The organism is Streptomyces flavusporus, assembly GCF_046267975.1.
In the GTDB taxonomy this organism is placed as follows: Bacteria; Actinomycetota; Actinomycetes; order Streptomycetales; family Streptomycetaceae; genus Streptomyces; species Streptomyces flavusporus.
The window spans coordinates 8,344,659-8,366,380 of sequence record NZ_CP176503.1; the positions used below are offsets into that span (position 1 = coordinate 8,344,659).

General features: G+C 68.5%; 20 protein-coding genes. 9 read left to right on the plus strand and 11 right to left on the minus strand.

Translation table 11 applies throughout. The annotated features are described in order from the left end of the window. The first annotated feature begins 126 nt into the window (after nucleotides 1–126). The 9 genes from ACKTSN_RS39330 to ACKTSN_RS39370 all read left to right on the plus strand — a co-directional run bounded on the left by ACKTSN_RS39330 (nucleotide 127) and on the right by ACKTSN_RS39370 (nucleotide 7,548). On the plus strand, nucleotides 127–1,404 hold the full coding sequence (locus ACKTSN_RS39330; RefSeq protein WP_409473431.1) for a sensor histidine kinase: 1,278 nt from the start codon (nucleotides 127–129) through the stop codon (nucleotides 1,402–1,404). Continuing rightward, nucleotides 1,401–1,832, plus strand: coding sequence for a roadblock/LC7 domain-containing protein (locus tag ACKTSN_RS39335; protein ID WP_409473432.1), 432 nt, complete (start codon nucleotides 1,401–1,403; stop codon nucleotides 1,830–1,832). Before ACKTSN_RS39330 ends, ACKTSN_RS39335 begins: the two co-directional genes overlap by 4 nt. Beyond that, nucleotides 1,829–2,179 (plus strand): DUF742 domain-containing protein, encoded by a 351-nt coding sequence (locus ACKTSN_RS39340; RefSeq protein ID WP_409473433.1) that lies wholly within the window; start codon nucleotides 1,829–1,831, stop codon nucleotides 2,177–2,179. The genes ACKTSN_RS39335 and ACKTSN_RS39340 overlap by 4 nt, the downstream gene beginning before the upstream one ends. Beyond that, nucleotides 2,157–2,759 (plus strand): GTP-binding protein, encoded by a 603-nt coding sequence (locus tag ACKTSN_RS39345; protein ID WP_409473434.1) that lies wholly within the window; start codon nucleotides 2,157–2,159, stop codon nucleotides 2,757–2,759. The genes ACKTSN_RS39340 and ACKTSN_RS39345 overlap by 23 nt, the downstream gene beginning before the upstream one ends. A gap of 68 nt (nucleotides 2,760–2,827) precedes the next feature. Further along, nucleotides 2,828–3,991 carry a cytochrome P450 gene (locus ACKTSN_RS39350; RefSeq protein WP_409473435.1) on the plus strand — a complete coding sequence of 388 codons (1,164 nt, stop codon included), beginning with the start codon at nucleotides 2,828–2,830 and terminating at the stop codon, nucleotides 3,989–3,991. Between the two features lie 9 nt (nucleotides 3,992–4,000). Then, nucleotides 4,001–5,245 (plus strand): cytochrome P450 family protein, encoded by a 1,245-nt coding sequence (locus tag ACKTSN_RS39355; protein ID WP_409473436.1) that lies wholly within the window; start codon nucleotides 4,001–4,003, stop codon nucleotides 5,243–5,245. 205 nt (nucleotides 5,246–5,450) lie between these two features. Continuing rightward, nucleotides 5,451–6,311: an aminoglycoside phosphotransferase family protein gene (locus ACKTSN_RS39360; RefSeq protein WP_409473437.1), complete on the plus strand. Its 861-nt coding sequence runs from the start codon at nucleotides 5,451–5,453 to the stop codon at nucleotides 6,309–6,311. Beyond that, entirely contained in the window at nucleotides 6,308–6,604 is a 297-nt protein-coding gene (locus ACKTSN_RS39365) for a hypothetical protein (protein ID WP_409473438.1), read from the plus strand. The genes ACKTSN_RS39360 and ACKTSN_RS39365 overlap by 4 nt, the downstream gene beginning before the upstream one ends. Further along, nucleotides 6,601–7,548 carry a hypothetical protein gene (locus ACKTSN_RS39370; RefSeq protein ID WP_409473439.1) on the plus strand — a complete coding sequence of 316 codons (948 nt, stop codon included), beginning with the start codon at nucleotides 6,601–6,603 and terminating at the stop codon, nucleotides 7,546–7,548. The genes ACKTSN_RS39365 and ACKTSN_RS39370 overlap by 4 nt, the downstream gene beginning before the upstream one ends. A gap of 73 nt (nucleotides 7,549–7,621) precedes the next feature. On the opposite strand, the gene ACKTSN_RS39375 is transcribed toward ACKTSN_RS39370, so the two are convergent. The 11 genes from ACKTSN_RS39375 to ACKTSN_RS39425 form a co-directional block, all read right to left on the minus strand. Then, on the minus strand, nucleotides 7,622–8,860 hold the full coding sequence (locus ACKTSN_RS39375; RefSeq protein ID WP_409473440.1) for an IS110 family transposase: 1,239 nt from the start codon (nucleotides 8,858–8,860) through the stop codon (nucleotides 7,622–7,624). A gap of 268 nt (nucleotides 8,861–9,128) precedes the next feature. Continuing rightward, complete coding sequence (locus tag ACKTSN_RS39380) at nucleotides 9,129–9,434, minus strand: transposase (RefSeq protein ID WP_409473441.1); 306 nt, start codon at nucleotides 9,432–9,434, stop codon at nucleotides 9,129–9,131. 123 nt (nucleotides 9,435–9,557) lie between these two features. After that, nucleotides 9,558–10,307, minus strand: a complete 750-nt coding sequence (locus tag ACKTSN_RS39385; RefSeq protein WP_409473442.1) for a transposase family protein — start codon at nucleotides 10,305–10,307, stop codon at nucleotides 9,558–9,560. A gap of 236 nt (nucleotides 10,308–10,543) precedes the next feature. Next, nucleotides 10,544–11,401, minus strand: a complete 858-nt coding sequence (locus ACKTSN_RS39390; protein ID WP_409473443.1) for an alpha/beta fold hydrolase — start codon at nucleotides 11,399–11,401, stop codon at nucleotides 10,544–10,546. 87 nt (nucleotides 11,402–11,488) lie between these two features. After that, nucleotides 11,489–14,350, minus strand: a complete 2,862-nt coding sequence (locus ACKTSN_RS39395) for a non-ribosomal peptide synthetase (RefSeq protein WP_409473444.1) — start codon at nucleotides 14,348–14,350, stop codon at nucleotides 11,489–11,491. Nucleotides 14,351–14,394: 44 nt separating this feature from the next. Next, nucleotides 14,395–15,219, minus strand: coding sequence for a mycofactocin-coupled SDR family oxidoreductase (locus tag ACKTSN_RS39400; protein ID WP_409473445.1), 825 nt, complete (start codon nucleotides 15,217–15,219; stop codon nucleotides 14,395–14,397). Nucleotides 15,220–15,232: 13 nt separating this feature from the next. Next, nucleotides 15,233–15,940, minus strand: coding sequence for a thioesterase II family protein (locus ACKTSN_RS39405; protein ID WP_409473446.1), 708 nt, complete (start codon nucleotides 15,938–15,940; stop codon nucleotides 15,233–15,235). Between the two features lie 83 nt (nucleotides 15,941–16,023). Then, nucleotides 16,024–16,794, minus strand: coding sequence for a thioesterase II family protein (locus ACKTSN_RS39410; RefSeq protein WP_409473447.1), 771 nt, complete (start codon nucleotides 16,792–16,794; stop codon nucleotides 16,024–16,026). Next, a complete protein-coding gene (locus ACKTSN_RS39415) occupies nucleotides 16,791–18,179 on the minus strand; it encodes a condensation domain-containing protein (RefSeq protein WP_409473448.1) in 1,389 nt (462 codons plus the stop codon). The genes ACKTSN_RS39410 and ACKTSN_RS39415 overlap by 4 nt, the downstream gene beginning before the upstream one ends. Nucleotides 18,180–18,185: 6 nt before the next feature. Beyond that, the gene (locus ACKTSN_RS39420; protein ID WP_409473449.1) at nucleotides 18,186–19,421 is read right to left on the minus strand and encodes an MFS transporter; all 1,236 of its coding nucleotides are present in this window, start codon (nucleotides 19,419–19,421) and stop codon (nucleotides 18,186–18,188) included. Nucleotides 19,422–19,518: 97 nt separating this feature from the next. Continuing rightward, entirely contained in the window at nucleotides 19,519–21,483 is a 1,965-nt protein-coding gene (locus ACKTSN_RS39425; RefSeq protein WP_409475030.1) for a non-ribosomal peptide synthetase, read from the minus strand. Between the last annotated feature and the right edge of the window lie 239 nt (nucleotides 21,484–21,722).

Sequence of the window (21,722 nt, forward strand, 5' to 3'; positions counted from 1 at the left end):
CGACGGCCCGCGACCAACGCGGGCCACATCGCTCGGTCGTCCCTCTGGCAGCCGTCAGCCCGCCCTCATGCGACTGCCCGTCGTTCCCCCGCTGTCGCCGCCCCTTCGATCCCCGTGAGAGAACTGATGAGTCACGAGATAGCCGTTGTGGTGTCCCTGGGCTCGGCCGCCCTGGTCGTCGCCGTCGCAGGACTGGCCACGTACTTCGCCTGGCTGTCCCGTAGCCAACGCTCCCAGGCCGCCCACTGGCAGGAGCAGGTCGTGGCACGGGACCAGGCTCTGCACGGTCTCGTCGCCCAGGGGCTGGGCTCCGTCGCATCCTCCGTGCAGATGCCGCAGCCCGCTGCGACGGAGTTCGACGTCTCCGACTGCCTGGCCGACTCGGGGTTCGTGAACGACCTGCGCGTGCTCGGGGAGCGGTATGTCGCCGATCTGCAGCGAGTGCAGACGGAGACAGCGGTCTCGACGAGGCGCCAGGTCGAGGACGAGGCCCGCGAGGCGGCCCAGGCGGCGGTCAAGTCCTTCGCCACGGCCATGGTGAGCGTGGGCATCGATGTGAGCAGCGAGATCGCGCAGGCCCTCCGCCAACACCACGACAGCGCCGTCTTCACGACGCTGACCAGGATCGATCACGGTGTACAGCAGATGCTCCACCAGGCCCAGTCGTACGTCGTACTGGCCGGCGGCCTGCTGGGGCAGAGGTGGCCGGCCAGCACGCTGACCGAGGTCGTGGGTGCGGCCCAGGGGGCGATCCGGGACTACGCACGCGTTCAGCCCTACACGTCCGACACGGCGGTCGTCAGCCGGATGGTGGGACCGGTGAGGCTCATCCTGAGCCATCTTCTGGACAACGCCGCCCGCTACTCACCGCCGCAGACGTACGTCGAGGTGAGCGCCCAGGCCGGTCATCACGGGGTCACGCTCCTCATCGACGACGCCGGGAAGCGCATGAGCGACGAGCAGCTCCAGCGTGCAAGGCAGATCCTCGAAGGCCGGCGTCAGGTCGACATCCTGGCCATGGAGGCCTATCCCAAGGTCGGCTTGTCGGTGGTGGCCCTGCTGGCACGCCGGTACGGCATCGAGGTCGTCCTGTCCGGGCCGAACCGCTACGGCGGCATGCGCGCCTCGGTCTTCATCCCCGAGGCCCTGCTCACCAGCGTGCCGAGCGAACCGGCGACGACTCCACTGGCCGTCGTCGAGGCGGGCGCCGATTCCGCGGTGACCGAGAACGGACTGAGCATCCGGCGCCGCCGCCACACGTCGGCAGAACAGCAGCCCGCGACTGCGAGGCGCGTGAGCACGGCGCCCGCCCGCCCGGGCGTCATCGGCGCCTGGCAGGAGAGCAGCAGAAGCAGCCGGGACACGGCTGCCCAGACGCAGGAAGCGAGGTCATCGGAATCATGACGACGCAGGTGAACGGGACCGGCAACAGACTCGGCTGGATGCTGAACGATCTGGCGCAAATGCCTGAGGTCCGCTTCGTCGTCCTGCTGGCGGCGGACGGGATGGCCCTGGCCTACTCGGAGTCGGTGGACCGCGACACGGCGGACAAGGTCGCCGCGTCCACCAGCGGTTTCCACTCGATCGGTGTGGCGCTTGCGCCGTTCTGCGGAGGCGCGGACAACGGCCTGCGTCAGGTGGTGGGCGAGTTCGACGAGGGACTCCTCTTCGTCAAGACGGCCGGTGTGAACACCCTGTTGGCCGTTTCGACCACCGATCTCGTGGACGCCCAGGTGGTCACGCACCGCATGAACGGTGTGGCCGAACGCGTCGGTGAGGAGCTGGCCAGTCCGGCTCGGCGCCAGGATGGCGAAGGCGGCGCTCGGTCGTGAGCCGTCCGCGGCGCGATCCGGACATGATCCGGGCGTACGTCAGAACCAGAGGGCGCTCGTCTCCGTCTCGCGACGACCTGGAACTGACGTCCCTGGTCCGCGCCGCGGACCGCCCCCTGCAGGGTCTCGACGCCGACGCGGTCCGCGTAATGCGCCTCTGCAGTGGGCCCCTGTCGGTGGCCGAGATCGCCTCACTTCTGGATCTGCCCCCGACCGTCGCCCTCATCGTCGTGTCAGGTCTCCTCGACACCGGCCACCTCGACACCCCCGCGCCTCTCGTGCCGGATGACGCCCCGAGCATCGACATTCTGAAGGAAGTACTCGATGGACTCCGTGCTCTCGTCTGAGCACGTCTACCTGCCCACCACCGTGACGCGGTCGGCGAAGATCCTCGTCGCGGGCCACTTCGGGGCGGGGAAGACGACACTGGTCGGCAGCGTCTCGGAGATCAGGCCGCTTCGCACGGAGGAGCCGATCACACAGGCCAGCGTCGGCATCGACGACCTCAGGGGGCTACCCGGGAAGACCGAGACCACGGTCGCCTTCGACTTCGGCCGCCGAACCCTCAGCCCTCGCCTGGCGCTGTATCTCTTCGGCACCCCCGGACAGAACCGGTTCACACCCTTCTGGGAACACCTGTTCCGCGGAGCGCTGGGCGCCCTGGTCCTGGTCGACACCCGCAGGCTCGACGACTCCGACGAGGTTCTCGGCCTGTTCGAAGAACGCGGACTCCCCTTCGCCGTGGCCGTTAACGAGTTCGACGGCGCCCCGCGCTACTCCCTGGACGAGATCCGCCAGGCCCTCGCACTCCCGGACGACGTGGTGCTCACCTCCTGCGACGCGCGCGACGAAACATCCTCGATCTACGCGCTGATCTCCCTTGTCGAATTCCTCAACCGATCCCGCCGACTGGAGCACCTCGCGTGAACACGCCGACCTCGTCCCCCGCCCACGGCTGGCCCGCCCCTGCAGGCCAGCACCGATACCCCATGTACATGCCCGAGTTCGCAGCTGACCCTTATGCCGCGTACAAGCACATGCGTGAACGGTACGGCTCCCTGGCACCGGTGCTCCTCGACCCGGAAGTGCCCGCCACCCTTGTGATCGGCTACCACGCCGCGGTCCGCATCCTCCACGACCCCGAGCGTTTCCCCGCCGACCCGCAGCGCTGGCAGCAGACCGTCCCCGCTCACTGCCCGATCCTGCCGATGCTGGAGCACCGGCCCAACGCGCTGCGCAGCGCGGGTCTCGCCCACGACCGTTACCGGGCCGTGAACGTCTCCGCGCTCGACAACGTCCGCCAGCACGCCCTGCACGCCACGGTGCAGCAGGTCGCCCTGCCCCTGATCAACCAGGTCTCCGTCACGGGTCGGGCCGACCTGCTCACCCAGTACGCGCACCCCCTGGCATTCCAGGTACTCAACGCGGTCCTGGGCTGCCCGCCCGAAATCGGCCAGCGCGTCGCCGCCGGGATGGCCGCCGTCTTCGAGGGCGTGAACGCCGAGCAGGGCAACGTCATGCTCGCCCAGGCACTCACCGAGCTCGTGGACCTCAAGCGCCGCCATCCGGGCATGGACGTGGCCACCGGACTGCTGATGCACCCAGCCCGGCTCGACGACCTGGAGATGCTGCACCAACTGGTCACTCTCTACGGCGCCGGCATCGAGCCCCTGACGAACCTGATCGCCAACACCCTCCGGCTGATGCTCGGCGACGACCGGTTCTCCGGCGACGTCCTGCGCGGCAGCCTCAGCGTCCGTGACGCCCTCGACGAGCTGCTCTTCGTCGACCCGCCGCTGGCCAACTTCTGCGTCTCCTACCCCCCGCTCCCCGTCGAGATGGACGGCCTGGTCCTACCTGCCGACCAGCCGGTCGTCATCAGCATGGCCGCCTGTAACAACGACCCCGCCATCGCGTCCGACCACCTCGCGGGCAACCGATCGCACCTGACGTGGAGTGTCGGCCCGCACGCCTGCCCCGCCCAGTCCCTGGCCTATCTGATCGCGCAATCGGCCATCGAGCAGATCCTCGACGCCCTTCCCGAGATGGAACTGGCCGTTCCCGTGGACCAACTGACGTACCGCCCCGGCCCCTTCCACCGTTCGCTGACGGGCCTGCCCGTCCACTTCCCGCCGACCCCGCCTCTCGCGCTGGCCTAAGGAGCTGCCATGGACCGCACCGAACCCCTTGTCCTCGACCTCACGGGCCTGGCCCGCCCCGCAGAGGAAGCCGCGCTCCACGCCGGCGGTCCCGCCATACTCGTGGATCTCCTCGGCGTGCCGGCCTGGTCCGTCAGCGACCCAACTGTCCTCAGGAGCCTCCTCAACGACTCCCGAGTATCCAAGGACGCCAGCAGGCACTGGCCGGCGTTCATCAGCGGCGAGATCACCGAGAAGTGGCCGCTGGCCCTGTGGGTCGGAGTGGACAACATGTTCACCGCCTACGGGGACAACCACCGGCGACTGCGGCGCCTCGTCAGCAAGGCCTTCACCGCGCGACGCATCACCGAGATACTGCCGCGCATCGAGCAGATCACGGCCCGCATCATCGACGACATGGCCAGGACCGGACCCGGCGAGGTAGTCGATCTGCGTGAAGCGCTCGCGTTCCCCCTGCCCATCCAGGTCATCGGCGGCCTCATGGGACTGCCCGAGGAGGACTGGCCCAGGTTCCGCACCGTGGTCGACCCCGTCTTCGACACCACGCTCAGCAACGAGCAAGCCGCCGCCAACACCGCAGCGCTGTACGGCATCCTCACCGAACTGGTCGCGGCGAAGCGGACCACACCCGGCGAGGACATCACGTCCACGCTCATCGACGTGCGCGACGACGAGGGCGACGGGTCCGCCCTCACGGAGCAGGAGCTCCTGGACACGCTGCTCCTGGTCATCAGCGCTGGATACGAGACCACGGTCAACCTGCTCGACCAGGCCGCCACGGCACTGCTCGCCCACCCCGACCAGCTGGCCCATGTGCGCGCGGGACGAGCGACCTGGGACGACGTGATCGAGGAGTCCCTCCGCTACGCCGCGCCCATCAGCCACCTGCCCCTTCGGTATGCCGTAGAGGACATCCCCCTCCCCGAGGGAACAGTGATCCGCCAGGGCGAGGCGATCCTCGCCTCGTACGGGGCTGCCGGCCGCCATCCGAACCTGCACGGCCTCACAGCCGGGATGTTCGACGTCACGCGGCAGGACAAGCAGCACCTCGCCTTCGGACACGGCGCGCACTTCTGCCTCGGCGCACCTCTGGCCCGAGCCGAAGCCCGAACGGCGCTACCCGCCCTCTTCGCCTGCTTCCCAGACATGGCTCTCGCCGTTCCCGCAGAAGACCTCGAACCGGTTGCGAGCCTCATCGTCAACGGGCACCGCACACTGCCTGTTCGTCTGCTGCCCACCGACCAGCCCGGCTGAACGGCGTCTGACGCCAGTCGGCATCGGGACCGCCGAATCAGCTACGACCAGGTCGCCGGTCATTGTCAGTGGCTCCTGGCAAGCTACCGACCCCATGTGAACACTCAACGCACCCGATCAAATACCGAACGTGGTTCAGCTGGGTGCCTGGCCAACGGAAGGGCGTACAGACGTGACCGATATGCCCAGTGCACTCCATCGGTTGATGGGGTCGGTGACCGGCACGTACACCGTCGTAGCCGAACATCCCCGGCCCAGCGACATGCGGCCGTCGGTCTGGAAGGTTGACGGACCGGGCGGCGAGCGGTGGTTCGCCAAGCAGCATGCCGGTCCCAAACTGCACCGACGCGAAGTGGCGTACCGGAAATGGACTGTCTTCCTCGGTGCCGACCGCGCGCCCGAACTGGTCGCCTCCGACACGGAGATGCGCGCCGTCCTGGTCACCGGAGTGCCCGGGCGCAGTCTGGACACCCTGCGCCTGCCGGCCGAGCAGGAGCGAAAGGCCTACGAGCAGGCCGGGGAACTCCTCGCCCGGCACCACGCCGCGGCGGCGGACGGGCCGATGACCGCAGACATGACGGAGGAGGCGTGGGCCGCGACGGTCGCGGAACTGCTCGACAGGGCCGCGCGTTACGTGCCCGGGCATGAGATCACGTCGGTGCGAGAGCTCCTGCGGGAGGCGCCGCCGCGTCTACCGCAGGTGGCCGGGCACGGCGACTACATGCCACGGAACTGGTTGTGGGACGAGACCGAGCAGAGGTTGCGGATCATCGACTTCGAACGGGCCGAACTTCAGCCCGCCGCACGACGGGACTTCAGCCGCCTGCGCTACCGGATCCTGCTCCACCGTCCCGACCTCAATGCCGCGTTCCATCACGGGTACGGCCGTCGGCTCACTGAGGAGGAGCTGGCGGCGTGCCGGACGTACGGGGCCCTGGACGCGCTCGACTCGCTGTCCTGGGGGATCAGGCACCATGACATCGGCCTCGTCGACGAGGCCCACACCATGCTGGAGAACCTGCGCCGGGAGAACCGTCCGCGCGCGTGGGGCGGGTGGAGTTCGTGAACGCCTTCGCCGGCACTTCCTCCTACCGCCGACGCATCTGCCCCGGCATACCGACGGATCTCACCACACCTCTCAACCAGGCGGCTCTTGCGGGTTCTCCGCAGCGTGTGGCGGGCAGCAGTGGCGGACCGGTGCCCGCTGCTCTCGAGCCCCTGCCGTACCTCGACGACCTGTTCGCGGGCGATGCCGAGTTGGCGATGGTCGCTGAGACCAATGCCGTGCAACGCCCTGTGCTCTCCCACGATCTCCAGTTACGGTCCCGGCGCGCGCCGGTGAAGGAATGGAACCGATGACGGCCACTCCGAAAACCACCGCGAAGTCCGCGCCGTCCGGAGACGCGGAGGTACCGGACGAGGAATTGAGGTTGGCTGTCCCCGGTGACCGGCGCATCGAGGCTGCCAACGCCATCACCAGCCGTTCCATGGCCCGCCGCCTGCCCGAGCTGATCCGCCGCGCTCTCGCGCTGGGCTGGCAGGTCGACCGTAGGGTGGTCATCGCCCTGCTGGCCGTACAAGCCCTCTCCGGGGTGCTGGAAGCGTTCGGGCTGGTGGCCACCACCGGAGCGATCCAGCCGCTGATCGCCTCCCGGCATGTGGGCCGCGCCCAGCTCGTGGACGCGGCACCGTCCTTGGCCGTTCTGACTGGGGCCATCGGTCTGCGCGCCCTCCTGGGCATCGCTTCGTCCTCGCTGTCGGCCCGGTTGGCGCCCCGCATCTCCCGCGAAGCGGAGCTCGAGCTCCTCGAGGCGGCGACCAAGGCGGAACTGTCCGCGTACGACAACCCCGGGTACAACGACCGGTGGGACGCGGCCGACCGCGGTGTGGAGGTCTCCCGGGACCTCCTGACGGAGACGCAGTACATCCTCGCGGCGTCGGCGTCGGCGTCGCTGATCGCCTCCGCGTGCGTGCTGACCGCCGTGCACCCGGTGCTGCTGCCGCTGCTCGTCCTGGCCGCGCTGCCGAAGGGCGTGGCCAGCGTGCGAGCGGCCCGCATCAGCTACATCGCATCGCTCGCCACCTCGAAGGACCGCCGGCTGCTGGGGATGAGGCGCTGGTACATGGTCGACAAGCAGACCGCCGACCAGGTCCGCTCGGGCACCATGGCCCCGTTCTTGCTCGGCAGGTACCGCACGGCAGGCGCGCGCATCGACCAGACCACCGATCAGGCCACCTGGCGAGCCGCCCGGGTCTCCCTGGTCGGCGGGGCCGCTGGAGGCCTCGCGCACGCCGTGGTCTGAGATGTGAATCCGCCGTTCCGTAGGCAGGGGTGACCGTCACCCGGCAGCAACGGAGAAGCGGGGTGGGCGACAGTCAGTTGGCAGGTTCGGTTGTGACGTTCAGGCCGAGCTCTTCGAGCTGGGCGATCAGTCGGCGGGCACGGTGTTCGGGCGAGTAGCGCCGGCTGATCCAGTCCGCTCCGAGTTCCCGAAAGGGCACCCGGTCGCGGACGATGTGCCAGTAGGCGACGATGATGTCGTGCCGGGTGGCGCCGATCGCCTTGTAGCGTCCGGCCCGGCCTCGGATCTGCGCATGGTGGGCAGCGAGGTAGGTGCCCTTGGTGCGGGCCGCGCCCCAAGCCGCCTCGGTCAGGGCCTGCTTGAGCCAGCGGGAGCCGGGCCGGGTGCGTCCCGAGCGGCGCTTTCCGCCGGAGGCATTGTTGCCGGGGCAAACCCCGGCCCATGAGGCGAGGTGTCCGGAGGTCGGGAAGATGCCCATGTCCAGGCCGATCTCGGCGATGAGGACCTGGACGGTCTTGGGCCCGACACCGGGAATCGTGCACAGCAGGTCCAGCATCGGCTGATGCGGCTCCAGCCGTCGGGCGATCTCGGTGTCCAGCTCGGTGATCGCGGCATCAAGGGTGTCCAGGTTGGCCAGCAGCCGGCGGGCGAGCACCCCGTGGTGTTCGACGCGGAAACGGTGCCCGAGTGCCTCCTCCAGCCTCTCCCGCTTGGACCGCAGGCGGCCCTTGACCAGCGAGGCCAGGACCTTCGGATCGCGTTCCCCGGCCACCAGCGCGTCCAGGATCGCCCGGGCGGACTTCGAGTACGCCTGGGAGGCCACCGAGGTGAGCTTGATCCCGGCGTCCTGCAGCACCTTCTCCAGCCGCTGGATCATCCGGCTGCGTTCCTGGGTGACCGCCGTGCGCGACCGGGTCAGGTCCCGCAGGTCCCGCATCTCACACGGCGGGACGAACGAGGGCCGCACCAGGCCGTGTTCGAGCAGCTGGGCAATCCAGACGGAATCGGCCACGTCCGTCTTGCGACCCGGTACGTTGTGCATGTGCTGGGCGTTGAGCAACCAGCAGGTGAACCGCTCCTCCAGCGCGCTGAACACCGGCTTCCAGTACACCCCCGTCGCTTCCATGCCGACGAGCTCGACCCGCTCGACCAGCAGCCAGTCGCTCAACTCGGCCAGCCCGCGCTGGGTCGTGGGATACGTTCGCGTCTCCTGACCCCGGCTGTTCCTGCGCTTGCCCGGCCAGCGGACCGTGGCCACCACCGTGTCGCGGTGCACGTCCAGGCCCGCACAGCGGGCCACCACCACATCCATCCCGGCCTCCCCTCGCACGCGGCATCGCTGGCGGACGCCGCCCGAAGGGGCCTACCGGTTCGAAGAGTCTGAGATTCGCGCTCGTGGCAGCAGTCAGAAGTTCCTCAAGCCCCAGCGTCATACTTTTTTCCGGACTCGCAGTACCACACGGCACCGACGTCTGCCGGGCGACGCCCCCTCGATGATCGCCCACCCTGCGGGACCCACGCACCAGCGCACGGCAGCAACCCCAGCGGCGCGTGAGAGCACCAGCCACCGAGGCGCATTCTCATCGCGCGCCGGTGCGGGCCCGCAGGGCCCCCATGGATACTTTTTTCAGGATCTCGATCGTCTGCTGCTGTTCACGCACCTCCTTGCGCAGTTGCTTCAGCTCCTCGCGCTCGGCGCTGGTTAGCTCGCCGGACTCGTCCTCGCCCTGGTCCGCCTTTGCCCGGCGGTACCAGGCGCGCAGGGACTCGGAGCTGATGCCGAGTTCCCGGGCGACGGCGGTGACCGTCCTGCCCGACGAGTCAACGCGCGCGATCGCGTCCCGCTTGAACTCCTCGGTGTACCGCTTCGTGTACTTGCTTCCCACCTGGTGCTACTTCCTCTGGAACCTCAAGATCCCAGTCTCCAGATGTCCACGATCAAGGGGAAGCTTCACGTCGCCCCATACCCTCGCCGCTTGACAGACCTCATTAGGAATCACTGAGCCTTTTCAGCGTTGCCGCTCCAGGGTGAGGACGGCTGCGGCGATTGACGACATTCGATTCGGGATGCATCGGGCTTTGCGGAAGATCCGCCAGGACTTGAGCCGTGCGACGCCGCGCTCGACCGGTGCCCGGGCTGCGGACAGCGCGCGGTTGACGGTTTGCTGGGTGGGCGTGAGGTCGCGGCCTGGCGGGCGTCTGAGAGGTGTTGTCACCCATGGACCGGCTCCCATGTAGGCGCGGTTGGCGAGGACTGGGATGCCCTGGCGTTCGCAGATTCGGATGATTCGGTGGGTGCGGGCCGCGGTCAGGTCGTGCGCGCGGCCGGGCAGTGCGGGCGAGATCCACAGCAGTCGTCCTGCTGGATCGGTTACCACCTGGACGTTCACCCCGTGGCGTCGGTGTTTTTGTGAGAAGTCGGCCCGGCTGTCGCCGACCCGGTCGCACTCTGCGAGGGTGCCGTCCAGCAGGACGTAGTCAGGGTCGGCTTCGCGCAGGGTCCGCAGGAGCCCGGGTGCCCGGTCGGCGAGCAGGTCGATGACGGCTGCCGTGCAGGCGTGGGCGGTGCCGACACAAACGCCGAAGCCGGCCGCGAGTTGGGCGAGGGTGTCGTGCCGCCGCAAGTACACCAGGCAGACGAGGGCACGCTGGTGCGGTGGGAGCTTGCAGCAGCGGTCACCCTCTCGGGTGATGATGAGCATGGTGACCCACTCGACCAGGGCATGAGGCAGGTCGAGTGCGGCAGGATAGAGAACCAACAAGGCTCCTGCGCCATTGAGTTGAGACGTCGAACACCTCTCTCAACGGCATAGGAGCCTTGTCCGTTGCGGACGCCGACGTCGTCACCCGATCAGTGGCCACGCTGAAAAAGCTCACTGCGCATAGACAACCGGGGTAGTTTCGACCTGGTGTGTTCACAGGGAGCATCAGTAGGGACACATACGGCGTCCCGGTCACCCGGGTTGTCGACCAGGTACCCACAGCCTCACGTTCGCTAAGCAGCCCCGCCGCTCTTGAGGTGGTCATGGATCGCCTCAGCGAGAACGGAAGGGTCGTCAAGCCAGGGGAAGTGACCTCCCGACGGTTGAACGAACGATTTCCCGTGGGGGAATACGGCTGCGAGCCGTTCGCCGGTGCTCGGAGTGGGGAAGGGGTCCAGCTCACCGGTGATCACCAGTACGGGAACGGGCAGCTGCCGCAGAGCCGTGCGCAGGGATTCAGCGTCGAAGTCGAATCCCTCGTAGAAGCCTTCGGCCGCGGCGAGGCTGATCTGCTCCGGTTCGCTCTCCGCATGCGTCCGCGCCGCTTCGTCCCAACGGCCGTAGTAGAAGGGAGCCGCAGGCACTCGGTAGGGCAGGGTTTCCGCCATGGTGCTGGAGCCGACCCAGCCGTCGATCGCCTGGCGGGCCTGCGGGTACCACTCTTCGTGTGTCCGCAGCAACAGCGCTTCGTGGAAGTCCTTGACGTCGATGCCCACGAGACGGCTGCTGGGAGCGACAAGGATGAGATGAGAGACCCGGTGAGGATGGCGCAGAGCGTAGAGCATCGCGGTGTTGGCGGCGGATGAATGCGCGAGCAGAACGGGGCGCTCGTAGTCGAGGTGCCTCATCAATGCCTCGACATCGTGGACCGAGGCGGCGGCACGATACGTCGCGGGGTCGTCCGGGGTGGCGGATTGCCCGGTGCCACGGTTGTCCAGGCGGATGACGGTGCTGCCGGGCAGGCCGGCGGTGATTCCGGAGAGATAGGCGGACGCTCGTCCGGGACCTCCCGCCAGACAGACGATCGGTGGCCCCTCCCCGGATATGTGGTACGTGAGTTCGAGGCCGTCGAAAGACGGGAACGTGGGCATGCGCGTGGCTCCTTCCGGTTGTTCCTGCTTCCCGCATGGTGCTACTTCCCTCGGGAACCTCAGGCCCCGGTCTTCAGGTGTCCGCGATCAATGGGAGGTTTCCGTGAGCTGCTGCACCAGTGAAATGAACTGGCGGGCCGTCGAGTTCCTGTAGAGCTCCCTGGGTGAGACCTTGGGCAGCCCTTCGGCGCGGAGCGCGGCAAGGGCTTGGACCACCATGAGCGAATTGCCGCCCAGCTTGAAGAAGTTGTCATCCAGTCCGACCTCGGTCTTCAGGAGGGCGCTCCAGACGCGAATGACGGTTGCGGCCGGGTCGGCAGGGGAGACCCGAGCCGTCTGCGGTGCCACTTCCGCGGAAACCGCTGAGAGGCGAGTGGCGGCAGCGCGAGGATCAGGCAGCCTGGTCGTGTCGAGCTTGCCGTTGATGGTCAGAGGGATCTCGGTGAGCCTCGTCAAGGTGGACGGGACCATGTAGTCAGGCAGCACGGCTCGGAGGCGGGCTTGCACCGCGTCCAGGTCCAATGTGTCGTCCGCTGCGGCCACATAGCCGTCGAGCCGCCTGCTCGCCGGGTTCGCCGGGTCGTCCTGACGCACGACCACAGCCGCTGCGGAAACGCCGCTGGAGTCGATCAACGCGGCCCGGATTTCGTCCAGCTCGATGCGGTAGCCGCGCACCTTGACCTGGTTGTCCAAGCGGCCCAGGTGGTCGAAGCTGCCGTCGAGCCGCATCCGCCCCTGATCTCCGCTTCGGTAGATGAGTTCGCCCGTGACAGGGTCGTGCACGAAACGCTCGGCGGTGAGGTCGGGCTTGCCCAGATAGCGGTCGGCCACTCCCGCGCCCCCTACGCAGAGTTCGCCGATCGCCCCCGGGGGGAGGAGCCGGCCGTGCGTGTCGCGGACGGACACGTGCCAACCGGGCAGAGGTCTGCCGACCGAACGGGACCCGGAGGCGACGTCCTTCGGTGTCACGGTGTGGGAGGTGACATGCACTGTGGTCTCAGTGATCCCGAACATGTTCACGAGCCGGCAGTGCGCGGGCGAACGGCGGGCGTACCAGGCTCCCAGCATCCCGGTGTCGAGCGGTTCACCGCCGAAGACGATCAGCCGGAGCGCCGTATCGCGTTCCTGCAACCTGCCCGCGTGGAGGAGCTGGGAGAACGCCGAGGGCGTCTGGTTCAGCACCGTGACCCGCTCGGTGAGAACAAGCTTGCAGAATTCGTCGGTGTCCCGTGTCACCCAGTACGGCACCACCACCAGACGTCCACCGGTGAGCAGACATCCCCACATTTCCCAGACCGAGAAGTCGAAGGCGCTTGAGTGGAAGAGGGTCCAGGTGTCGTCCGGGCCGAGGCGGAGATCAGCTGTCGTAGCCTCCACCAGGGCAATGACGTTGCGGTGCGGCACGACGACGCCCTTTGGACGTCCCGTCGAACCCGAGGTGTAGATCACGTACGCCGTGCCCGCCGCGCCGCCGGCCGAGGGCTCCAGCTCGGGCGACGGCGCGGCGGTGCCTCGTTCGGCCACATCGGCGGGGCTCACCACCACCGCTCCGTCCGGTGCTGGAAACGTGTCCAGCGTCGTGACGACGACGCACAGGCCCGCGTCCGCAGCCGTGTATCGCAGGCGTTCGACCGGGTGTCGGGTATCCATCGGGACGTAGGCGGCACCGGCCTTGAGGACGGCCAGCAGAACCACGACGAGGTCTGCGTCGCGTTCGAGGCACACACCCACCAGGTCCCCGGGAGCGACTCCCAGGTCGCGGAGTCCGGCCGCGCAGATCTCGGCACGGCTGTCGAGCTCCTGGTAGGTCAGCCGGGTGGAGCCGGCCGTCAAGCACGTGGCATGAGGCGACGTCCGGGCGATCTCCGCGAAGCGCTGGTGAATCGCCCCATCCGACGGGGGAGCCGTGGTGCCCAGTCCCCCCAGGGCGAGGATGTCGCGTGCGGTATCACCGGTCAGGGGGTCGACCTCAGTGAGCAGCCGCCGCCCTGTCCCGGAGCCCAGCTGCGCGGCGACCCCGGCCAGATAGGAGCAGAACTGTTCGGCGATGGTGCGGGAGACGGCTGCCTCTTCGAATCGGCAGATGGCGTCCAGCGTTCCGTCAGCCCGTTCGGTGACGCGGAGGGTGAGGGGGAACAGCGGCCCCAGTGTGGGCTCGTACTCTTCTCGGCCCTCCTTGGTGTGGATGATGCCCACACTCGGCAGAGGTTCGTGATCCGTTCGTTCCTCGGGGCGGGCTGCGGCGCGGGCGAGCAGGTCGGACACGTCGTGACGGCCCTCATACGTCGTGAGGGTGATGACGCGCGGCTCCGGATGTTCGGCGGGGTCCAGGGTGCCGAGCCGGACGGTCTCCTCTCCGCTGTACCGAGCCACGGTCAGCGCCGTGGCCCCGGTGAGGGACGTCCTGTCGATTGCGCTCTCCAGCGCGAGGTTCAGCGAGGTCCAGCCTGTCGGGGATGCGTCGTGGTGGTCGGGGAGTCCCCATGCGGGCCGAAGGGCGTCCCCTCGGCCGGAGTCCGGGGCAGGCTCCGGGAGCATGTCGCAGGCCAGGACCGCACCAGAGGCGGGGTCTTCGGACGTCAGCAGAGATGTCAGCACAGCGGCGGCCTGGCGCAGGCTCGGAAGCGGTACGCGGGAACGGTCCGCCACCAGAATGAGATCGTGCGCGTCGTCGTAGCGCAGCAGCACCGCACGCAGCGGAGCGACTCCTGCGCGGATCGGACGCGCCGCCTCAGCAGCTCGTCTGCGCTGTGCCTCGGGTGCCGCCACCCGCGCGTGCACGCGGGTGGTCCAGAGCTTCGCCCCGCCGTACACGGTCTGCATATCGGCTTCGGCGAGCCGTTCGCGTGTGCGCTCGGCTTCGAAGCCGAGCGCGAGCCTGACAGCGAGGCTGTGGCATGCCGCACCCGGCTGGAGCGGCACGGTATCCGTGATCGCGCGTATGGTCATGAACGGTCCTCCGCCGGTGCAAAGGTGAGTGGGAGTGGGTACCGTCAGCGAGCCGTGAAGCCGCCGTCGACCGTGAGAACGGTGCCGGTGACCTGGCGGGATTCGTCGCTCGCGAGCCACAGGGCGGCATGGGAGACATCGGCGGGGTCGATCAGGGCGTTCATGGGCTGGTCACGAACGAAGATCGTTTCATGTTCCGCCACGGACACATCTAGCGACCGTGCGATCTCGGAGAGCATGCGGCCCTCTCGCGCCGGGGCGTCGTGCACCGATCCCGGGCAGAGGGCGTTCACGCGAACCTGCGCGGGCGCGTAGTCCAGTGCCGCGGCCTTGGTCAGGCCGATCAGTCCGTGTTTGGCCGCGACGTATCCGGCGAAGCGCCGGTACCCGACCAGGCCTGCGGTGGAGGAGACGTTGACGATGCTGCCCGAACGCTGCCCGGCCATATGGGGAAGTGCCGCCTTCATCATGCGCCAGGCGCCGGAGAGATCGACGTCGATCATGAGCAACCACTCCGGCTCGGTGATGTCCTCCATGAGCTTTCCCGAAGGCGCGGCGATGCCCGCGTTGTTGACAAGGACGTCCAGGCGCCCGAAGCGTTCCAGGGCGGCGGCGACACCGGCCTGACAGTCGTCCTGGCTGCGCACGTCGGCCGTGACGGCGACGGCGCAGGCACCGGCCCGTTCACATTCCTGGGCCGTGAAGTCCAGTTGAGCCTGCGAACCGAGGGCGTACGGGACACCGTCGATGTCCCGTCCGATGTCGAGGAGCACCAGATCGGCGCCCTCCGCGGCGAATCTGAGGGCGCAGTCGCGTCCCAGGCCGCGTGCTGCGCCGGTGATCAGCGCTGTCTTGCCCGTGAGTCTCATGGTGTCGTCCCCCTCAGAGCCGTGTGCTGGACAGGACGCGCAGCAGCGGATCAGGGCTTTCGGCCAGGTACATGTGGCTGCCGGGGAGTTCCCGGTAGGCGAAGGCGCCTCGGGTCCAGGTCGCCCATTCACGCGACTGCCGAGCGGACACCAGGAGGTCGTCGGCGCCGCGCAGCGCGGTGATCGGCGCGGCCAGCGGTTCGCCGTCGGCCGGCCGGTAGTTCTCGTGCATGGCGACGTCGGCGCGCAGAACGGGCAGGAGGATTTCACGCAGTTCCGGCACGTCGAACGCCTCGTGGCGGTACCCGGCGAACTCGTGGACACGGGCGAGGAATTCCTCGTCGTCGAGACCGGTGGCCCGCTCGGTGCGGCCACCCCGCGGCCCGGGGGACCCGCTCACGTAGAGGTGGCTCAGGCGGCCGGGGTGTGATCGTTCGATGGCCCGCGCCATCTCGTACGCGACCACTGCGCCCAGGCTGTGCCCGAACAGAACCAGGGGCGCGTCGGGATCGGCTTCGTCGAGTACGTCTGGGACGAGGGCTGCCCCGGCCGACCGGACGTCGTCGAAGGGCTCCTCTCCGAACAGCTCTTCCCGACCGGGAAACTGAATGGCCAGGACGCGGGCCTGGCCGCCGAAGGGAACCGGCGGCCAGGCGCGGTAGAACGACGCTCCGCTGCCAGCGAAGGGGAGACAAACGAGGGTGAAAGGCTGGTTCGTCATGGTCCTGGAGTTGTTGTGGAGCGACTCGAACGGTCAGCTCGGATGGTCGGGTGTCAGCCGTGGGGTCGAGTGCGCACGACTGCTCACAGCGCGATCTGCCGCCGGATACGGGCGGTCACCGGCGCCATATGATCGTTGACGTAGAAGTGGCCGCCTTCCAGAAGGTGCACCTCGCCGGGGCCCGTCGTCAGTTCCGCCCACCGCGCGACGTCCGCTGGGACGACGGCGGTATCGGCGGTGCCGCCGAAGGCCACGACGGGACAGTCCAGCGTGCGGTGCTGTTCCCCGTAGCGGTACGACAGCGAGATCCGGCGGTCGGCGCGCAGCGTTTCGAGGACCAGTTCCATGAGTTCGGGGTGTTCGAAGGCTTCCGGGTCCATTCCGCCGCGGTCCACCAGGGCCTCGATGAGTTCCGCGTCGGTCGGTTCGCCGTCCGGCACGAGGACGTCACGCCGGATGTGCGAGGCGGGGGCGGCCGAGGGGAAGAAGGCCCTGACCGGCCGTCCCATGCGTGCCAGGCGCCAGCACACCTCGAAGCCGAGCATGGCGCCGAGACTGTGGCCGAAGACGTGAAGCTCCTCCTCCGCTGCGAGGGCTTCGGCTACCGGGTCGGCGAGCTCGGCCACCGAGAGGGCGGCGCGCTCCGCGAAGCGGGGGCCGCGACCAGGATACTGCACAGCGACGACCCGCACATCGTCGGGGAACCACCGGGCCCACTTGGCGTATCCCTGGGCCAGCCCGCCGGCGTGCGGCAGGATGGCCAGTGTTGCGCGCGGTCCCGCTGCGGTCGGCCGTGGTTCCCACAACCACTTGTTCAGGCCCTGGCCAAGGGCATCGGCGTTCGCCGTGCTCATGAAGATCCCTTCTTCTCATGAGATGCGTTGCGCGACTGCCTGCCGGCGGGAAACAGCGGAGAATCCGGCTCACGCGCGAACAGGACCGGCATCGCCACCAGGTCTTCGGCCAGCGCCCGCAGCGCGGACTCACCCACCCGCTCGGGGTCGAAGTAGAAACGTCCCGTGAAGCAGCCTTCGGACAGCTCGACCATCAGAGTGAGGTCGAACCGGGCCGGCGGGACGAAAAGCCAGGGGTCCGCGCTCACCACGGCCCCGTGCACCGCCCCCGGGTCCAGCGGCCGTTCCTCCACGGAGAACGCCACGTTGCACAGCGCCGGTGCGGCGGACTCACCTCGGGCCGGAGCCGCCGAGCGGACCACGTGCTGGAACGGTATGTCCTTGTGGAGCAGGGCCTGCACCGTGACGTCGCTGACCTGTTCCACGAACTGTCCGGCGGTAGCGGCGGGTTCCGCGTCGAGACGGATCAGCAACGTGTTGTCGAAAGGACCGATGACGGCCTCGAACTCCTTTGCGGGGCGTTCGGTGACCGGCGTGCCGATGATCAGGTCCTGAGCGCCGGTGCGGCGTGCCAGCGACGCGGCGAACGAGGCCAGCAGCACCATGAACGGGGTGGCCCCCAGGTCGGCGCAGGCCCGCGCGGTGGCCTGCACGGCCTCGAGCGAAAAGTCGAACTCGACCACCCCCCGGGAGAGTTCGTCAGGGAAGGCGGGACGCAGGTCCGGTGCGGTGACGTGCAGCGGTGCGGGCGGATCGAGAAGCCGCTGTGTCCAGTAGGTCAGCTGTTCAGCCGCGTCGGCGCTGTCAAGCCAGTCACGCTGCAGCCGGGCGAAGTCGCCGTAAGCGGCGGATGGCTCAGGTAGAGCTGGGTCCTTCCCGGAGGCGTAGGCGTCATAGAGGTGCCAGAGCTCCCGGGTCAGGATGGGGCCGGACAGTCCGTCGAAGGCGCCGTGGTGGACGACGACGAGCACCATATGGACCGCCCCCGGCAGATTCACGACCTGCAGGCGCAGCAAGGGCCCCGTGCTCAGATCGAACGGCCGTATCGCCGCGTCGTACAGAAGCCTGTCCAGGGCACGGCCTCGGCCGTCTGCTTCGGCTCGTTTCACGTCGACCCGGACGTCCTCCGGCGGTGTCAGTCTCCCCGAGGGCACGCCCATGGTGTCGTCGAAGCGCGTGCGCAGGGCGCCGTGGCGTCGCGTCACCGACTGCGCCGCCCGGTGCAGAGCGGCGTCGTCGAGCGCCCCTGTGAGCCGGAAGCACAAGGGGACGTTGTAGCTGCCCTCCGGGGCCAGCTGGTCCACGACCCAAAGACGTTCCTGCGTTGCAGACAGAGCAACCGGATCACCGGTGTCAGGCATGTCTCTCTCCAAGGTACGGCGCATCGTGGCTCAGGCTGGGGCCGAATCCAGCCCCGCGCGGTTGTTGCGCAGCGGGCCCGAGGCCAGTCCCAGCAGCCCGACGGCGACGATCACGGCAGCGCAGACGGTGAGGGCCGTTACCGCACTGCTGAATCCGGCGAGGTTGCCCAGCACGTTGTTCATGAGCAGCAGGGCGAGGCTCTGGACGAGAACGAGCACCGCCTGGATGCGCGAAAGGTGACTGTCGGGTGTCACCGCGAGGACCAGGGGCATGATGTGTGCGGCGAAGAGGCCGTTGCCGATGCCGACACCGAAGCTGGCCACGAGCACAACTCCCGCACCGGGTGAGAGCGCCATGCCCAGGACACCGGCACCGGCCACGATGAGGCCGCATGCGGCGAGGAGCCCGGGTCGGCCCAGCGCTCCGCGGCGCAGGACCAGGAGCGTGACGGCGACCATACCGACCCCCTGCGCTCCGATCGCCAGCCCGGCGGCACTCGCGTCCCAGTGCTGCTCGCGCGCCAGGAGCGGGAGCAGCAGGGGAAGGACCGGCAACAGGAAGCCCGCTGCGGCACCGGTCATCAGCAGCGCCGGACGCAGGACCGGGTGTGCGAAGGCGACGCTCACACCGTCCCAGGCGTCCTTGACCAGATGGCCCGTCCTCGGCGCGGGAGGTGGCTCGTGCCGGGGCCGGACGGCGATCAGTACCGCCAGCACGAGCGCGAAGGTTACGGCGTTCACCAGGGCGGCCCCTGCCAGCCCCGCCAGGCCGACCACGATGCCGCCCAGCGGCCCACCTCCCATGTTGACCACCTGACCGCCCACCTGGCGCAGGGAGAGCGCACGGGGCAACTGCTCCTTGCCTACCAGGCGGCGGGGCATGGAGCCGGAGGCGGGAAGGTAGAACGCGTCGATGACGCCGACCACGACGCCGGCCACGATGAGCACGGCGGGCGAGGCTCCGAGGCGGTAGGCGACGGCAGCCAGGATGAGGGAGAAGACCAGCATAGCCGCGTCACCTGCGATCAGGACGCGACGCGCGCTCAACCGGTCGCTGACGGCACCGCCGATGAGGAGCAGAAGCACCCTCGGCAGGGTGATGGCGCTCAGGGCCAGTCCTGCGACCGCGCCGCCACTCGCGCTCGCCGCCCAGCCGATCGCGAAGTAGAAGACCGCGTCCCCGGCAAGGGACGCCAGAACGCCGGCCAGCCACAGCAAGTAGGAACCCGGCAGCCGCGCCGCGCTCCTGGTGCCCGCAGTCGACACGGTCGGCGTAGAGCCGGAGGGGCTTGTGTAGCGAGCTGAGATGAGAGGCTCCTGGGCTGAGGTCTGCGTGTCGGCGGAGGATCAGGTGTCGACGTAATCAGGCGTCGGCCGGCTGGGCGGCGACCAGATCGTCGAGCTCGGCCGCCAGCGCTCTGACGGTGCGGGAGGCGAACAGCTGGCGCATCGTCAGGCGCACGCCGAGGCGGTCGCGGAGCATGGCGACGACGCGCGTGGCGATCAGTGAATGGCCGCCGAGTTCAAAGAAGTCCGCGTCAGCGCTTTCGACCGGCACCTCAAGCACGGCGGCCCAGACCTCGGCTACGAGCTCCTGAGTCGGCGTATTGAGGCCAGCCGCCGGCAGCGTCTGGTCGGCCTCCTGGGCCAGCCGCACCAGTTGGGTCAGATCCGCCTTGCCAGCGACGGTCTGTGGTATGTGGTCCAGACGCAGGATCCGGGACGGCACCAGATGTTCGGGCAGTTCTGCCCGAAGTGCATCCCGTACGGCTTCGGGTTCCAGCACCGCATCGGCCTCGGGGACCACAGCCAAGGCGAGCACGGAGTCACTGGCCACGGTCGCGGCGAAGGCCACGGCGGTCCGTACGTCGGGCAATGCCCGCGCGGCACTCTCAACCTCGCCGGGCTCCACGCGGAAACCGCGGATCTTGAGCTGGCCGTCGACCCGTCCGACGTATTCGAGTGCTCCGTCGGGACGGCTGCGCACGAGGTCGCCGGTGCGATACATCCGCTCGCCATCTCCCGACGGGTCGGGAGCGAAGCGCGCGGCTGTGAGGCCCGGCCGGTTCAGATAGCCGCGGCCTACACCGGCACCGGAGATGCACAGTTCTCCGACCTCCCCAGGCGCGACCGGACGCAGCCGTTCGTCCAGGACCTGAACGCGGTAGTTGAGCAGGGGGCGGCCGATGGTCGACGGGTCGTCGCCGGCGTCCGTATCCGCCCATGTCGCGCAGATCGTCGTCTCGGTCGGTCCGTAGGCGTTGATGAACCGCCGTCCGCTCGCCCAGCGGGCCGCGAGGTCGGGAGGGCATGCCTCACCCGCGGAGACCAGGGCCCGCAGGCCCGCATCCGGTGCCGGTGGTTCGTTGACGGCGAGAAGAGAAGGGGTAGCCGTCATGAAGGCCACCTCGCCACGAAGGAGCGAGCCGCCCTCGTCCCGCGGGTCCGAGAGCACCACGCCCCGCCCGTTCACCAGCGGGATGAGCGTGGACCAGAGCCAGCCGTCGAAGGAGGGGGCCAGTACATTGCCGCCTTCGAGGCCTTCGGCCGGCGCCAGGGTGTCGACGGCAGCGAGCAGGTTGGTGATGTTTCCGTAGGTGATTCCGACACCCTTGGGAGCGCCCGTCGTGCCCGAGGTGTAGACGATGTAGGCCATGGAATGCGGGGACAGCGGGCCGGGCAGAACGGCTGACGGCGATGTGCCGACGACTGCCGGGTCAAGGTGTGCGATCTGGCCGGCCGCGAATGCGGCCTTGTCGCGGGACACGACTGCTGCGACGCCGGAGTCCTGGACCAGTGTGGCCAGCCGGGCGTCCGGATGACCCGGGTCGAGCGCTACGAACACGGCGCCTGCGCGCCAAGTACCGATGAGCGTGGCCACCAGATCGCGGGACCGGTCGAGGTGCGCCCCTACGGCCGTCTCCGGGCCCACGCCCAGGCGCAGCAGTTCGGCGGCGATCGCGTCCGCCCGCTCGTTCAGCTCCCCGAACGTGTAGGTGCCGTCATACGCACGCACGGCCACGGTTCCAGGAGTCTTGCAAGCGTGTACGGCAACTGCTGCTGCGGGATTGAAGGGATCTCCGGCTGTTGTTCGTCCGTCGTCACACACTGCGATATCCACGACATCCTGCTGTGCAGTCATTGCCTGAAACCCACTTCCGTCACTGAGTGAAGGGAACCTTTCGTGAGCGCTCAACTGCGCGTCTCCCGCACGCGAAAGATGTCGGGAAAGTCCATTTGGCGGCGGAGTATGCAAGACGCGTAGTTGATACGGACTTCGGTGGCTGCCCTGAAGGCGTGAGCGCTGGATCGGTTCGCAGTACATCATCTTCAACGCATAAAATCAAGGGTGGGTTTCTTGCCGCCTTGCTCATATCGTTGGCTGAAAATAGTGGATGGACTTCTTGGCGCCTTGCGCATATTGTTTGGCCGATGCATCGGTGCTAGGAATGCGCTCACTCTCGTATACGGTGAAAGTGATTTCAGTACGTTCTCGTCGAGCTCGACTTCGTTGTGAGTGCGGCCGCCGGCGCCACCTGGAGACCACTCTGGATCCGCGTGTTCTTC